The organism is Streptomyces botrytidirepellens, assembly GCF_003721215.1.
Lineage (GTDB): Bacteria > Actinomycetota > Actinomycetes > Streptomycetales > Streptomycetaceae > Streptomyces > Streptomyces himastatinicus.
The window spans coordinates 1-13,965 of record NZ_RIBZ01000138.1; the positions used below are offsets into that span (position 1 = coordinate 1).

Below are 13,965 nucleotides of genomic sequence, written 5' to 3' on the forward strand. Positions count from 1 at the left end.
CGCTCCGCGTGGCCGGTGGGCGCCCCCAAGGCCCCTTCTGCGGCCGTACGTGCCGCGCGAAGCCGCCAGTCGCGGAAGGCGGTGCCCCGTGCCTGATCCGCTTGGCCCGCTCTTCGACGCGCTGGAGTCCATCAACGGCGAACTCACCGGATTCGCCGCGCGCCTGGCCCGACTGGAAGACGGCGGGGCCGGGCGCGGTGCGTCGAAACAGGGCGCGTCCGGCGAGGACGGCAGCAGCGACACCAAGCGCGTCCGCGGCGCGCCCGTCGCATGGCACCAGGTCACCGAGGAGGAACGCGCTGAGCTGTGGGGCGAGTTCACCGCGTGGGTGATCCGTATGGCCGACACATACGAGCTGACCACCGAACAGCTCCCTCATGCCTGCTGGTGGGAGCACGGCGCCGTGGTAGCCGAGCTGACCGCGCTGTGGACCGGCTGGGAGTCGACCTACGGCAACGAGGAAGACGCGGCTGCCGGCCCCTACCTGTGGCATGACTCCTGGGCACGCGGCATCGAACGGATCGGCCGCATGTGGCTCGGCGAATGCACCAACGGCTACCACCAGAACAAGTCGCGCACCGTGTGGGGCACCGACCCCGCCTACCGCAAGAAGATCATCGAGGCCGGGCCGCCCGGAGCCAGTAACGGTGGCCCGGCCGAGCCCAAGGCTGCATAGCCGCAGTCGGCGTTCCCGCTGCCCACTCCCAGGCACTACGGATCGTCACCGAGCCGGATCTGATCCGCCCGGCCCAACGAGAAGACAGTTTCACCGACCAAGGCTGCGGCGCCAGCGAACGTGTTCGGGGAAGCCGACGCTCTCGATTCCGCCGCAACAAGCTCTGGAGCAGGGCCGGTCGGTCCTCATCTACGCCGAGGGTGGCCTGCCCCACCGCAGGGCGACGCCGAGTCGGCCCCCCGGTCTCTTTGGTAGCGGCCTGTCCCGGCTGGCCGAACGCAGCGGCGCCGTTGTTCCGGTGGGAAAGGACAGGGCCAGTCTGGCGAAGTTGATCGCCGCGCTGGCCACCTCAGCGTTGCGCCGCCCCGGCTTTCACGTCCACGTGGGAGCGCGCCTGGAGCTCACCGGTGACCGTGCCCGGACGGTCGGCAAGGGCCACCGCGCGGTGACCGAGCCTGGCGTACGGCAGCCACCCGCCTCGGGGAGCCCGCTCTCGTCGCGTAGAACCCATCGCTCGGTGGTCACACAGCCAAGCGGCGCCATGTTCCACGCGACGCCGCAGCTCGTTCGCCCTATCCAGCGACAGCACCACCCGAGGTGCCAGTGCGCTGGAGGCGCCGAAGCGCCTGGAATCGGTTCTGGCGCGGGATGGGGTCGACTTCACTCAGTTTCGGCGGGAGGTCGGGAGTCGATCAGGTTAACGGTGTAACCGTGGGCCTCCATCCACACTATGGTCGCTTCCAGCCCGGAGGGGGCGATGGCGGCTCGTTGGGTGAAGGACTGTTCCACGGCCCGCTGAATGGGCCTGAGGAGCGGATTGTTCGTGCTCTGGATGGGGGTGCGCCACTGCGGTCGGAAGCCTTGGAGGCCGGTGCGGTTGCGGGCGGCGACGGGGTGCGAGGTGTAGGGGAACTCGACGTGCATGTACTCGCCGTCTTCGCCCGCGATGAGGATGTTCAGGGCCTCGGCGGGTACGTCGAGGGGTATGTTGCAGGCGATCTTGACATCGCAGGTTTCCCAGCTGAGCACGATGCAATCGGCAGCTGCGGCGCTGGCCAGCAGGGACAGATCCGCTATGCCCTTCTCGGCGTCTTCTCCCGTGTAGAGCGGGCGGGTGTGGGCCACGGCGACGACGCGGCCAGCCCGCAGAGCTGTGAGGGAGGGCCGGTGGGCCATGCCCTCGGACATGGCCGCGGTGTGGGCCCGCGCGGTCGAGTCGGCGAGCATCTGAATGCTGGTCCCAGGCGGGAACAGGTCTCCGGGCGTGCGTTCGCGTGCCCCCGTGGTGGCCCCATCCTGGCGGGGGCGGCGAGTACGAGTCGGCTTCCTGCGGCCCATCTGCTTCTCCTGGCGGTGACGGCGAGCTCCTTAGGAGGTGGACGCTAGGGGCCGTCAGGCCGAGCGGACGGACCTGGCCCGGCCGTGTCCCGCCAAGGGAACCTCCGAATGCCGAAAATCTGACTGCGCGTCCCGTCTCGCGGGACGAAACATGCACCTCGCTCACCCGTGCGGCAGGGGCGACAGCCTGCCAGAGGTCTGTCTATGGCCGGCTGGCGGCAGTCGGGAAGTGTAAGCCGCGGCCGACGGGGAGGTTGTTGGATTCTCGTGCGCGAGTTTCAGAGAGCGTCCCGAGTGAACAGCTCACACACGATCCCGTAGACCACGGTTGCGTCATGAACGGTGCTGCCTCTGGCCATGAGTGCGCGGCGTACAGCGTCGCGCACTCTGGGGTGTTCCGGGCTGATCAACAGGGCTTCGGCCACGCTTGCTTCCAGCTCTCGCAGGTGCTGGAGCTGGTGGGCAGTCGGGTGCGCGGCCACGGTCACCGGGCCTCTCTTGAGCTCCGCGACCGGGGCGGCTGCCAGTGCGGCTGGCGACTCCTCGGCGGGTGGCTCCATCGCCGGAGCGCGGTCACCAGGGCCGGTGGGCTCCGCCGGTGGTCGGGGTGCGGCCAGGGCCAGCAGGGTGCACAGGTCGAAGAGGCTCGCAGGGCCGAACCCGCGGTTCGACAGCCTCTGGAGGGTGCCGCGCGCGTCCCTGGAGGGCATGGTCTCGTTGATCAGGTCGTCTGCAATGGCCTCGATGGCCGCCCAGTACTCGGCGGTTCGGAAGGAGGATCTACGGGAGGAAGGGACGACCATAGGGACAACCTAGCTGTCTCCGGCCGGATGCAATGCCGGGTTCAGGGCTCGTGCACGACAGGCCGACGCTTTCGCTGTGCGGGAGGCCATAGCGGGCGGTGCTGCTTATGCAGTGTGGAGCCGCGGCGGGGCTATCCGTCGGCCCGCAGGATGTCGTCGCCCAGGTGCTGCCGCTCGCTCAGGTCAGTGCCGAATCCGTACGGCAGGGCGTTGGCGACACCGGTCATCAGCTCGGCCGGGGTCAGCTCCCCTTGGCCGCGCGGGTGGCGTCTGTTCCTGGGCCGAGGAAGAGCACCGCGAGTTGATCAAACGGCGGGAGGAGCGGGCCTGGGGCAGCCTTCGTCAAGCATCGCGTCCACGTCGCTTCCTGCTGGTGGCTGGCCGACCACGCCACCCCTGCGGCGGTAACCAGCGCGCTCCCGTGCTTGGCCGCCCCCTGGCATCGGCCGGGCCGCTAGCATCCGCGCGAGCTGATCCGGCCCGGCCCCACGACATTCACGCCACAGGCATCTCGACCCTGCATCTGGCCGTCAACTGGGCCACCGTCTCCCACTCGCCCAGCTTGGCAACGGCTGGATTGATCAGACGCATGCCATCGGCGAGGACGTACAGGGCTGCGCACGGCGGTGCCGACCCCGAGGACGGTCGCTGGCTCAGTGCGCTCGGACACGGCGTACCCCGCTTCGATTGGTGCTGGCTGGGTCAGCTCGGCGGTTCCTTCCTCGTGCTGCTGTTCTGTCCGCCGAGGCGCCCGGCACGCCCCCGTACTGCGTGCCGAATGGGTTGAACCGTCTCGCATAATGGTCCGGCATCGCGGAGCCACCCCCTCCGGTGGCCTCGCAATGGGCACGGGTCTTTTCAAGGGGAGCTTGGGCAGGAGCCGGGCAGACCCTGGGCGAGCGGGTGGATTTGCGCGCAGGTGGTGACCTCGGCTGCCGCCGGTGAGGGGATGCCCGCGGGTGCCCCCCCTCACCGGTCAGGCGCCGATGAGTCCGACGTGGGAGACGTAGATGTAGGCGCGCCAGTCGGAGTCGAGGTCGGCGATGACCTGCTCCCACACGGTCTCGAACTCTGCCTCGTTATCGGCTTCGAAGGCGTCGATGGCAGCCTGCCAGAGTGCGGGGCTGATCCGCTTGGAGCGGGTGGCGTCGATGTCCGCGATCGCGCGGCGCCGCTTAGGATCGACGGAGTCCTGGTCGACGGGGTAGATCTCCAGGACGATGCCGTGCTCGCCGCGGCGGCGCAGCCAGCTGAGGTTGCGGCGGACGTTGCGGTCACGCAGCAGCCAGTAGGCGTCGTCGATCGCTTCCATAGTGTCGGCGCGGGGGCGCTGCTGGCCGGTGTGCCAGCGGCGGATGGTGCCGTCGGTCTGGCTGATGCCCGCCTCTCGCATCGCCTTCAGTCCGGCGGTGCTGTGGAGGTAGTTCAGGCGGGCGGCAAGACCGCGAGGGGTGGTGACCGGCAGCACGAGGCCGCCGTTGATCACCTGCTCGCGCACGGCTTCTTCCAGGGCCTCTTGGAGTGCCTTGCCCCCGTGCTTGTTCCGGGAGGATGTGTCGGCACCGTACTTGCCCCACAGGCCCCATTCGGAGGTGGTGGTCATTCAGCGGACCTCCGGTCCTCGCGTGCGGGCGCTGGAAATGCGCGGGCGGTCGATGCCTGCGGGTGTCCGGCTGCCGCCATCTGCACGGTGCAGGCGTAGGCGGGCTCGGGGGTGTGGAGTGGTCGCGGCTCGGTGACCATGGCGTTAGTCCTTGGGGAAGTGGCGGTGCACGTTGCGGCTGGTGATGGTGTAGCCGGGCTTGGTCTTCATCTGGGACAGCCGCTGGCCCTCTTCGTAGACGGTGCGCCAGTCGGTGTCGCCGGTGATGTGGATCTCGTCGGTTCCCAGGGCCTTCACGATCGTCAGCCCTGCCTCGTCATACAGCTTGTAGGCGCGCAGCCACAGGTTCGCGAAAGCCTGCGACCGCACGGAGTGCATCCACTCGGGCCGCTTGATCTTCAGGTTGGTGATGGACTCGCCCATGGTGGACGCGAACCTGGAGTACATCGTCTTGACGTATTTCTGGACGAAGACCACGTCCTCCTCGATGGCTGCCAGGCGTACGGCGTCCAGGACGCGGCGCAGCTTCAGCAGGAACGTCTCGGACCCGCTGCTGGTCCAGGACTCGAAGATGCGCGGGGGCCCGCACAGGCCGTGCTTTTCGTGGCAGGCGACCAGGAGCTTGACGGTGGCGGTGTCCAGCAGCAGCGGGCCCGGCTCGCGGCGCCCGCCGAGGGGGTTGGGCAGGTGCGGGTGCTCCCATGCGGGCGGCTCGGCCAGGAAGATGCCGCTGGCGTGACGGGGACCGGGGAAGCCGTCCCTCAGGTCATCGGGGTTGTGCTGCTTGTGGCGCAGCTGCCCCTGCGGCAGCCAGACGTTGAGCGAGTTCAGGTAGGCACCGGGCACGTCGAGCACGGTGGCATCAACGCTGGCCGGGCTGCCTGCTTTGATGTCTTCGAGCAGCCCCGTGTTTACCCAGGTCTGGCGCCCTTCCCATACCTGGTCGGTGCCGCGCTTGGTCTTCTTCTTCAGGAAGTCATACGACGGTGGCTTCGCGGAGTGCTCGCGGCGCGCGTAGACACGGGAGCGTTGGAAGAGGTCCATGACGTCCTCGATGGCCTTGCCCACCATACGGGCAGCTGCCGTGTCGAGGTCGCCCTGCGCTTCCCGCAGGTGGTCCTCGATCTTGGCGGTGAGCAGGTCCAGCACCTCGTGGTCCTCGTCCTTGACCTGCTCGCTGGCGCGGCGCGCCAGCCTCTGCACCTGGCTCTCGCCGCTCTCCCCCGGCAACGCGGGCACCGGCGGCCGGGGGGCGGCAGCGGCTTCGGTGGCCTGGACGGTGGCTGTTTCTGTTTCGGCCGCTGGGGGAACCGGTTGCCCAGATGCACGTGAGGTGGAACGGCCGCGCTCCCCTGCAGGTGGAGTGGCGCGCGCCTGCTCCGGGGCCGCTGTGTGCGCGTCTTCGGGCTGGTCGGTGAAGCGGAGGCGGGGCAGATCGGCGAGCAGGGGCACGGTGGCCACCTCCCCGGCATCGGCTTCCTTCACTACGACGTGGGCCTGTGTGCCGCTCCTGGTGAGTGTGAGGGTCAGATGGGGATGCAGTGAAACGGCGGTCTGGGTGTCGTCGGTGTCCAGGACCGTCACCACCGGCACCGTCAGGTCTGCGGCCAGCTGTGCCAGCCGTTCGGCGGCCGCAGCCAGGGCGCGTCCGGACAGTGGCACGCCTGCCTGCGCCCGGTGCTGGAAGCGGTCCACGACGATCAGGGCCAGGCCGTCGGCGTAGCGGGCGGTCTCGGCGATCATGTCGACGGTCAGCGGGTCTCCGGCGCCGTCGTCGAACCACAGCAGCGATGACGACAGCCGCTCACGGGCCTCCCTCTCCCGGGCTTGCTGCTCGCGGGGAAGTGAACCGGAGCGCAGTTGGGGATAGTTGACGCCCGCCTCGGCCGCGACCATGCGTTCGGCGACGTCCTTGGACGTGAGCCCGGACACCCCGTATAGAACCTTCTGCCCGTCCTGTAGTGCAGCTCGCCGGGCCAGGGTGGCGGCCAGGAGACCACCCCCTGCGTCGGGAGCGCCGGCGATGACCGTCAGACGGGGAGCCAGAAGGCCCGCCGCCATCTCGTCCAGTTGCTTGAGTCCGAAGGAGAGGAACGGCGACGGGGGCTCGGCGAGGACATCACCGAGCGAGACCATCCGTGTTGTCGGAGGACGCGCCCCGGCGGGCCGAGGCCGACCGTCGCGGTCCGCGGCGATCAGGACAGCGGCCGGCTTCCCAGAGCGAGTCAGGACCTGCGGGCCGCTGGTCGTCGCAGCCTCCATCAGCGTCATGATCTCGGGCCGGGCTGCGGTTACGGTCGTGGCCGGGCATGGCGCCGCGAGTTCACCGATCGGCCCGAGCAGTGCCGTTTGACCGTCCTTCCTGTTGACGATCAGTGTTCGACTCCCCCCTTCCCCGGCCTCCTTGACGAGCTCGAACCATGTGTCGCGCGCCTCCTCAACCGACACTTCCGCGACCTTGCGACGCACTGTGGACCGCGCAGACATGACCTTTCCTCCACCTTGATAACGTAAGATAAATCTAGCATAGAACGTAAGGCAATACACCCACACAACTAACCTTCACTCATGCTCGTTACTTCGCTATATAGCCATTAACACGCCTCGAAGCAAGGCGAAGAACGTAAGGTAGAAACGTAAGGAAAAGCGTCGGCACGGGAGCGGCGCCCCGCTGAGTGGGCCGGGCCATGATGGACAGCGTGGCCAGCAAGCAGGAGCCGGAGGCACCGGTGCGCACCGACAGTCCAGGCCGTCCGACACCGAGGTGTCCTGCGACGATCCCGGACGGGTGCGCGGCGCGGTACGTCACGAGCGACGGCAGCAGCAGTCTTCCGGCGTCCGGCCCCGGCACGACGGCTTCCCCTACTTCGAGTACAGGACGCACCCGCACTGCGACGGGTGGGCCACCTCGGTCGACCCGCGGACGGTGGAGTGGATGACGACGGATGGCAGCCTGCCCGACATCGCCCGTGCTGATGGCCGGTGACGCCNGGCAGCCTGCCCGACATCGCCCGTGCTGATGGCCGGTGACGCCTCGGACGGTGGCTGGGGCGGCAGAACAGGCACCTGGGCACAGCCGTCGTGCCCCGGTCAGCGGTCCAGTTGTTGGTCCTCGCCGCTGCGGGGCGGACAGGTCCCATCATCGCCTGCCCCTGCCCGGCACCAGCTTCTCGAGCAGCAGCGCCTCGTCCGGGGGCCGGATGGAGCGCTGCTGAGCGATGTGCGGATCAGGCATTGACGTAGGCCACCGCACACGCCGCACATGTGGTGCCCTGTTCACGGGCCTGCCGATCCTGACTCTCCCGAGCCGAGCCGCGGACCATCGTCCGGAACACCTGAGCCTTGGGCACTGGCCGGCCAGGTCCTCCGTCTCCGGCCGAACCACGCCCGGGCTCCGCGGCCTCCGGCTGTCTCACGACACCGTTCGGTCCCATCTTCGGGCGCGGGGCCGAAGACTCCGCTGTGACGGCGGGGGCCTGACCACCGAATGTCGCCCACCCCCTGGATACGCCCTTGCGGCCGCGCGACCGCTGGGTGCGTGTCGAGGCCGCCCTGCTGCGCCGCGTCCGCGACCGTTACCTCGGCCAGGCCACTGCACCCGAGGCCCTGGTCTGCGCCCTGACCGGCAGCGCGTCGATCGGCGACCAGAGCGTCGAGGTCCACCCAAGAGTCAGCACTCCGCTCACCACGGAGAAGCCACCGCAAACGCGCCCGAGTGAGCCAGCCGGGTCGGGCCGGAGTTCGCCCAGGAGCAACCCGGCGGCGCAGACAGCAGGTGAAGAGGCAGTGTTCCGACCGTGCGCTATTTCTCGCTCTGAGTGTCTGCGAACGAACCACTTCACGGGGTGACAATCCCTACGCTGGACACGTGACGATGCCCGATCTGCGCGATTTCCTCCACGTTGAGTTCCCGCGGCCCGACGTCGCTGGCCGCGCCGCCTGTCCGGCCTGCGAGGGATGGGGGGTGAGCGGCGAGCGTGTCGAGCGCGAGACCACCGTGCACCTCCCGTTGTTGGCCGACGTGATGTGTCAACGATGCGGCGGCTGCGGCTGTGCTGATCACGAAGAGTGCCTCAAAGGTGTCCACGCGGGAGAGCCCCCGTACGAGCAGGGCCGGTTTCTGGCGTCGTACGACGCTGCGCGGGATGAGCTTGTTAACCCGCATGGCGCCTGCTCCTGCCGCGAGGGCCGAGGCTTCTACTACCACTTGGTCCACCGCCGAGCCCCGGAAGGCGTTCCTGGGTGGGTTCTAGCAGTTCTCCGCATCCCGTGTGCGTGCCAGGCGCGTCGAGCGCGCATCATCGAGGCCTTCGGGTCTGATATCGAGGTCCAGCCGATGTGGCCGTAGCCATGCGAGGTTCGTTCACAGCTTCTGGTGGACCGCGAGGCGGAGGAAGCGGCAGCGTGATGACCGGTGACAATGGTGAGGAGCAGCGGGTGCAGGCGGCCGTGCGGTGGCACCGCTGGGAGATGGACGCGTTCTGGGCTGAGAAAGCCATCTCGATCGTCCTGGCCGACCCGCAGGTACAGCGTGTGAGGGCGCAGATCCAAGAGGCGGAGACGCGGTTCGGCCTGGAGCTGCGCGCCCGCCTCCAGCCCTTCCAGGACCGTTACGACCAGGCAGTGCGCGACGTGGTCACAGTCCAGAAGGGTCCCGAGGTCCAGTGCGGGTGTTGGGCCCGAAAAGGATGTCGCAGGCTCACAAGGAGGCGCAGAGCGCGGACTGTGCGGCGTGTACGAAGAAGATTCGACTTCTGCCACGTCCTGGAACCTCACCCGCCGCAGATGGGCCTGTACACGCGCACCGTGCAGATCGCGATGGACGCCGTCCGCGCGTCGGCGGGTCCAGAGCGCTCTGGTCTCGCGCTGCGGCTGCTGGCCCACCTGCGGCAGGTGCGCAGCAGTCCGCTGCGTCTGAAGGTCGGCACCGCGGTCAGCGGGGCACCGGCACACCGGTAGCGCCGAGGCGTTCAACCTCGCGCGCTCCACCGGCCGTGAGTTGCACGATGGTCAGCTCCGAATTCGTGGCCAGAGCCCCCAGTTGGGCGTACTCCAGCAGCACCGAGGCAGTCAGCTCGGCGAAGTGGGCCTTCGCCTCGTCCTGCTTTCCGACCGGCCACAGTTCGATCACGTCAGGATCGGCTGCGACCGCGTTCCACAGGACCTCGGCCAGCTCGGAGATGGCGAGGGGTGCCTCCTCGGCCTCCGACAGCTCGCCCCAGAGGGCCTTGAGAGCAGCGTTTCCCAGGTCAGGGCGATCGAAGACAGGGGCCAACGTCTCTGGGGCGGTGCGGTGTACGTTCTCCACGAGGAGCTGTCGGACGCCTTCCGCCGTTGCCGCCTGCTGGGCGTGTTTCTTGACCTGCAGCAATCGGCCGCGCTGGATGCGCAACAGTCCTGCCTCGATAGTCAGTTCCAACAGGTATCGCAGGGTGGGCAGGTTGTCGGTTGAGGAGAGCCGGCGCAGGCCAGCGCCACCCTGTGGATGGTCGCCGGTGTCCAGGAGGCTCACGAGGTACTGGCCGTCGGAGACTCGGAGTTTGCCGGTACTGGTCAGGGCACGCCCGTCGCCGACCCATTGGACGAGCCGGTGGACTGCCGTGGCCAATGAGATGTCACTCTTAGACATCAGGCTCAAGTGCCTCTCGTGCTGGGCGTGCGTCTGTGGCCGGCGACTCGTGGCGGGCATCCACACACCGTTCTGAAGCCCATCGTCGCAGCTGGATACCCACTACGTCTGGCAGATGACGAAGTCAGCCGCCAGTGGTGACCGTCGGCTCCTCCGCGCACCACTAGACCCGCACCACCTCTCCGGCGACACGGACTGTCATCGCTGTGGATCAACTCGGCGATGCGGCTGGTGAGGGGACCAGTGTCCGTCCCCGCGCCGCGCGGTCCCCTCAGGAGGAGGAGTCCAGCCGCTTCCATGGGCTGGTGTAGACGGCGAAGCATCGAACTGACGCGGCAGGCCAAGCGCGACGGCGTGGCCGACGTGATGGTCTGAGCAATGTTGACCCGGGCTTTCATCACTAGTGACACGCGTGATCGGCAGAGAGCATCAGCAATCCTTACCAGCTCATGCCGGTCTTTCCACTGACACCACGATGACAATCAGCCGCTGACAGTCGAACTGTGCAAGGACCTCCTGGCGGGCAAAGACACCGTATTCGGCGCCGCCGACCGGATCCGTTCCTGGCACATCTGACCGTCCCAGCGCTCAGTCCGTCCCCGGCGACGGCCGTCCTCCCCCCTCCGTGGCATCGGCTACTGCCGACGCCACATCGGCCGTTCTCCGACCGGTGTGCACGGCGCGGCCAGCCGGGGAAGGCCAAGCAAGGTGGGACGCCGAGGGGAACCGGCACGGACCGATCCCCCTCGGCACCAGGGGTCAGTCTTCTGAGGTGGGTGTCGCTTCCCAGCGGGGCGGGTAGCCGCGGTCCACGGCCCGCGGTGCGGTGTCGGGGAAGGGCTCGAACCACTGCTCGGGCGCAGTGCCCCAGAAGGGAGGCAGACCGTCGTCGCTCGGCTCGCCCGAATCCAGGAGTGCGTCCTCCACCCGCTCCCAGGCGTCGTCACGATGCCGCGGTAGCCGGTCGTAGCTCGGGGTGATCCTGGCGAAGGCCTTCGCTTGCTCGCGGGCCTCGTCGAGTGCGCAGTCCAGGGCGACACGCTCGGCAACACAGCGTGGCACGGGGCGTTGGCCGACGGCGATGTCCTGCGCAAGGTCATTGGCGGCCCGGGCGAACTGTCGACGCCAGGCGAAGTTCTGCGACCAGGTGGCTTCGGGCAGTTCGGTGAAGACGGTGGCGTGGTCCTCGTCTTCCTCGGTGAGAGTCTCGTCTGCGAAAGCGCGGGCGGCTTCGTGTCCCTCGTCCCCCAGGACGCCGAGGGCGGTGTGGAGGATGTACGCGGTGCGGGGGGTGAACTGCCATTCGTCGCTTCCACGCTGGACGGAGAAGAGTGTCGCGAAGTCCGGGAGCGGGTTGATCCGTTCCCACTCCTGCTCGCTCATCCCGGGTCCGGTGGGGTCTTCCTCGTAGCGGACTCCGGGGCCGAAGTCGGCCGAGAATCCTTCCGGGCTCCAGTCGGCGAGTTCATCGCCCTGTTCAGGGTCGAGGACCCGGACGCTGCTGCCTGTGCTGAGGACCTGCGCGCCCGGCAGGTCGAGGGACGGCGCCGTCAGATGGATCGTTGCCTCCATGGCGTGCAGCGGGTCGCTGAGGTCGAGCGGGAACGGCCCGGCCGGCTGCCATCCCATGCTCGTGGCGGAGTTGAAGAAGGCGACGGTGTCGGTCACCTGGTACTCGGTGAAGTACACATGCCGGATCACCGGCGCCGACAGCCGGGACAGGTTGTTGTCCTCCAGGCGGGTGCGCCACCTGTCGACGGCGGCCTGGGTTTCCTCGTCGGGCCAGTACGACAGCTGTTCTTTCTCGACCAGCCAGCCGCCGGTGCGCGCGGCCTCGATTGCCTCTCTGAACGAGGCGGTCACGGCGTCGGGCATCTCCATCGCCAGGGTGTCGGCCTGGGTCTTCAGTTCGGGCGCGAGGGGTGCGCCGCAGGCAAGTACGCTTCGCAGGATCTCGGCTGCCAGTTGGGCGTGCTCCACGTCGCGGCAGGTCAGCACTGCCTTGAGCGAGGGCGGGCCGTCGGCGTGGGCCACCAGGGCCAGCACGCGGCTCTTGGTGGAGGTGTGCTCGCAGTAGAAGTCACGCAGGACCGCCAGTTCGCGTGTATCGGCGGCAGCGGAGGGGTCAGACACGTCCGGCTCCAGAAGGGACGGGGCGCCCGGGACAGTCTGCGCCGCGGGGGCGCGTTCCGACCGGGGCCGTGGACACGATGAGCGGGACACACGGCAAGGCCGTGCGTCTGGGACATCGACTTGGTGAAGGCCACGACTGGTACGGCCGGTGCTGCCAGCCACCCGGATCGGATCTGACGCGACTTTAGCACCGGTGGAGGGCTGCGGGAGAGCCGATCGCTGAGTGGGCCTTGTTCGAAACGGTGCACGGAATGCGGGATCCGCTGGACTCGACACGATCCTCCACGACGGACCGAGGGCAGGAGAACACGGTGTTGCTGACCTGGGACATGCTTGATCGAGCAGGGCGTTACCACAGCGGAGACGCTGTCGCTCATCCGGGTGCCGACGCGGGCTGCGCCATGAGCTGGGCGACCAGGCGCTGACTGCTGCTCGCCGGGAAGAGGCGGGCTCAGCGTTGAGTTCCAGCAGGTCCGAAACCGCCTCGGCCTCCTGATGGTTCGGGCACCGGGGCGTCGTGGCGTCCGGGCCGATGAGTGACACGGTTGATGACGGCTACCGCTGAAGTGTGGAGCTCCCGGACGAATGGGGGCGCTGATAGGGTCCTGACCATGTCCAGCCAACAACAGCCAGGAATGAACAACGCTGGTCAAGGGGGGTCCGCTGGGTACGACCCTGCCTCGTATGAGACCCAGCAGCCGTATCCGAACGGCGCCACGGTTCCGGGCGGGCACCACCTTCAGCCGACGTCGATGCCGGGCCCGGTCCGGGCCGTTCAGGTGCTGTTCTTCGTGATGGGCGGGCTCGGCCTGCTCGCCATGGTGCTCGCCATCGCGGCGGGCAGAGCGGAAGCGGCTGGCTCAATCTGCGCAACCTCTCTCCCGGCGTTCATGGGCCTGGTCAGCGCTTCGCGCTTCCCCAAGAGGAGGCCCAACTCCCGGGGCACGGCGCTCATCATCGCTTCGCTGATGATTTTCGTCGGATTCGGCACCGTGGGGCAGGGGCAACCTGCCGGGCTGATCCTGTGCGGGGTTGGTGTCACCATCGTGGTCCTGCTGTCCCAGCGGCAGTCTGGTCAATGGTTCCGCCGATCAGTCCGCCCCTGACAGGTACGAAGCAGAAGAACAGATGCTCTTGTGATGGTCGATGTGGGCGGCATCGTGGTCGAGCCGTCGGCGTCGCGTCCGGGCCATGTACCTCCTCGATCGATCGAGAGCAGGAAGGCGCACCGTTGCTGACCTGGGGCATGCATCATCGACCAGGGCGTTCCCACAGTGGAGAGGAAGCGTTTTACAAGACCCCTCGCTGCCAACGCTGACCTGCTGAAACAGACTGCCGTTCAAGGCCCCGCTGAGTGCGGCACGAGGACCCGCAGGTCTCCCTGGCATGGGTACTGCGCGCTGCCGAGAGGGCCACTGCCCGCTGTGCCTACGCCCGCGACAAGCGCCACTGCCCCTGTCGTTCCCGGGCGCGGAGTCGGTGGAGCGAAGTCGAGCGGGTCCAGGCCGACGTCGCCGGACTCGGCGACATGAGGGGCTCCGGCACTGACGGTGTCGCCGCAGGGACAGCGAGTCTGGATCCGCACTCTGGCCGACGTGATCAGCCCTGACGACGAGCCCGTCCGGAGGTGACAGCGCAACGGCCGGGAGCGGCGCAACGGCGAGGTCTGCAGGGCCGCGCGCGCCGCACCTGCGGCTCCTCCCGGTGATCGGCAGCACGGTGCACCGCGGGCCCGCGTAGCGTGGCGGCGCGGGCCCGGGCGGCCAGCAGCTCGGCGACCGGC

At 68.4% G+C, this 13,965-nt stretch carries 11 protein-coding genes; 4 read left to right on the top strand and 7 right to left on the bottom strand.

Annotation, left to right across the window (positions count from 1 at the left end):
* Positions 1-88 precede the first annotated feature (88 nt).
* Complete coding sequence (locus EEJ42_RS10455; protein WP_123099683.1) at positions 89-676, top strand: hypothetical protein; 588 nt, start codon at positions 89-91, stop codon at positions 674-676.
* Between the two features lie 660 nt (positions 677-1,336).
* On the opposite strand, the gene EEJ42_RS10460 is transcribed toward EEJ42_RS10455, so the two are convergent.
* The 4 genes from EEJ42_RS10460 to EEJ42_RS10475 all read right to left on the bottom strand — a co-directional run bounded on the left by EEJ42_RS10460 (position 1,337) and on the right by EEJ42_RS10475 (position 6,556).
* Positions 1,337-1,903 (bottom strand): hypothetical protein, encoded by a 567-nt coding sequence (locus tag EEJ42_RS10460; RefSeq protein ID WP_246096328.1) that lies wholly within the window; start codon positions 1,901-1,903, stop codon positions 1,337-1,339.
* 389 nt (positions 1,904-2,292) lie between these two features.
* Positions 2,293-2,817 (bottom strand): hypothetical protein, encoded by a 525-nt coding sequence (locus EEJ42_RS10465; protein WP_123099685.1) that lies wholly within the window; start codon positions 2,815-2,817, stop codon positions 2,293-2,295.
* 976 nt (positions 2,818-3,793) lie between these two features.
* The gene (locus EEJ42_RS10470; protein ID WP_123099686.1) at positions 3,794-4,420 is read right to left on the bottom strand and encodes a hypothetical protein; all 627 of its coding nucleotides are present in this window, start codon (positions 4,418-4,420) and stop codon (positions 3,794-3,796) included.
* A 144-nt stretch (positions 4,421-4,564) separates the two neighbouring features.
* The gene (locus tag EEJ42_RS10475; protein ID WP_184503022.1) at positions 4,565-6,556 is read right to left on the bottom strand and encodes a DnaB-like helicase C-terminal domain-containing protein; all 1,992 of its coding nucleotides are present in this window, start codon (positions 6,554-6,556) and stop codon (positions 4,565-4,567) included.
* Between the two features lie 628 nt (positions 6,557-7,184).
* On the opposite strand from EEJ42_RS10475, the gene EEJ42_RS10480 reads away from it, so the two are divergent.
* Entirely contained in the window at positions 7,185-7,406 is a 222-nt protein-coding gene (locus EEJ42_RS10480) for a hypothetical protein (protein WP_246096330.1), read from the top strand.
* Positions 7,407-8,258: 852 nt separating this feature from the next.
* Here EEJ42_RS10480 and EEJ42_RS10490 read toward each other — a convergent pair.
* Complete coding sequence (locus EEJ42_RS10490; RefSeq protein ID WP_123099689.1) at positions 8,259-8,585, bottom strand: hypothetical protein; 327 nt, start codon at positions 8,583-8,585, stop codon at positions 8,259-8,261.
* A gap of 242 nt (positions 8,586-8,827) precedes the next feature.
* On the opposite strand from EEJ42_RS10490, the gene EEJ42_RS10495 reads away from it, so the two are divergent.
* Positions 8,828-9,379 (top strand): hypothetical protein, encoded by a 552-nt coding sequence (locus EEJ42_RS10495; protein WP_123099690.1) that lies wholly within the window; start codon positions 8,828-8,830, stop codon positions 9,377-9,379.
* Here EEJ42_RS10495 and EEJ42_RS10500 read toward each other — a convergent pair.
* Positions 9,354-10,049, bottom strand: coding sequence for a hypothetical protein (locus EEJ42_RS10500; RefSeq protein ID WP_246096332.1), 696 nt, complete (start codon positions 10,047-10,049; stop codon positions 9,354-9,356). The two genes, EEJ42_RS10495 and EEJ42_RS10500, sit on opposite strands and share 26 nt — an antisense overlap.
* 759 nt (positions 10,050-10,808) lie before the next feature.
* The gene (locus EEJ42_RS10505; RefSeq protein ID WP_123099691.1) at positions 10,809-12,182 is read right to left on the bottom strand and encodes a hypothetical protein; all 1,374 of its coding nucleotides are present in this window, start codon (positions 12,180-12,182) and stop codon (positions 10,809-10,811) included.
* A 611-nt stretch (positions 12,183-12,793) separates the two neighbouring features.
* Between EEJ42_RS10505 and EEJ42_RS10510 the strand changes: the two genes are divergently transcribed.
* Complete coding sequence (locus tag EEJ42_RS10510) at positions 12,794-13,288, top strand: hypothetical protein (RefSeq protein WP_148081914.1); 495 nt, start codon at positions 12,794-12,796, stop codon at positions 13,286-13,288.
* The last annotated feature ends 677 nt before the right edge of the window (positions 13,289-13,965 follow it).

Coding starts and splice junctions, on each gene's coding strand:
- EEJ42_RS10470 (WP_123099686.1), bottom strand. CDS start 4,420: ATGACCACCACCTCCGAATGGGGCCTGTGGGGCAAGTACGGTGCCGAC.
- EEJ42_RS10495 (WP_123099690.1), top strand. CDS start 8,828: ATGACCGGTGACAATGGTGAGGAGCAGCGGGTGCAGGCGGCCGTGCGG.
- EEJ42_RS10490 (WP_123099689.1), bottom strand. CDS start 8,585: ATGCGGGTTAACAAGCTCATCCCGCGCAGCGTCGTACGACGCCAGAAA.
- EEJ42_RS10500 (WP_246096332.1), bottom strand. CDS start 10,049: ATGTCTAAGAGTGACATCTCATTGGCCACGGCAGTCCACCGGCTCGTC.
- EEJ42_RS10460 (WP_246096328.1), bottom strand. CDS start 1,903: ATGCTCGCCGACTCGACCGCGCGGGCCCACACCGCGGCCATGTCCGAG.
- EEJ42_RS10510 (WP_148081914.1), top strand. CDS start 12,794: ATGTCCAGCCAACAACAGCCAGGAATGAACAACGCTGGTCAAGGGGGG.
- EEJ42_RS10475 (WP_184503022.1), bottom strand. CDS start 6,556: ATGGTCTCGCTCGGTGATGTCCTCGCCGAGCCCCCGTCGCCGTTCCTC.
- EEJ42_RS10465 (WP_123099685.1), bottom strand. CDS start 2,817: ATGGTCGTCCCTTCCTCCCGTAGATCCTCCTTCCGAACCGCCGAGTAC.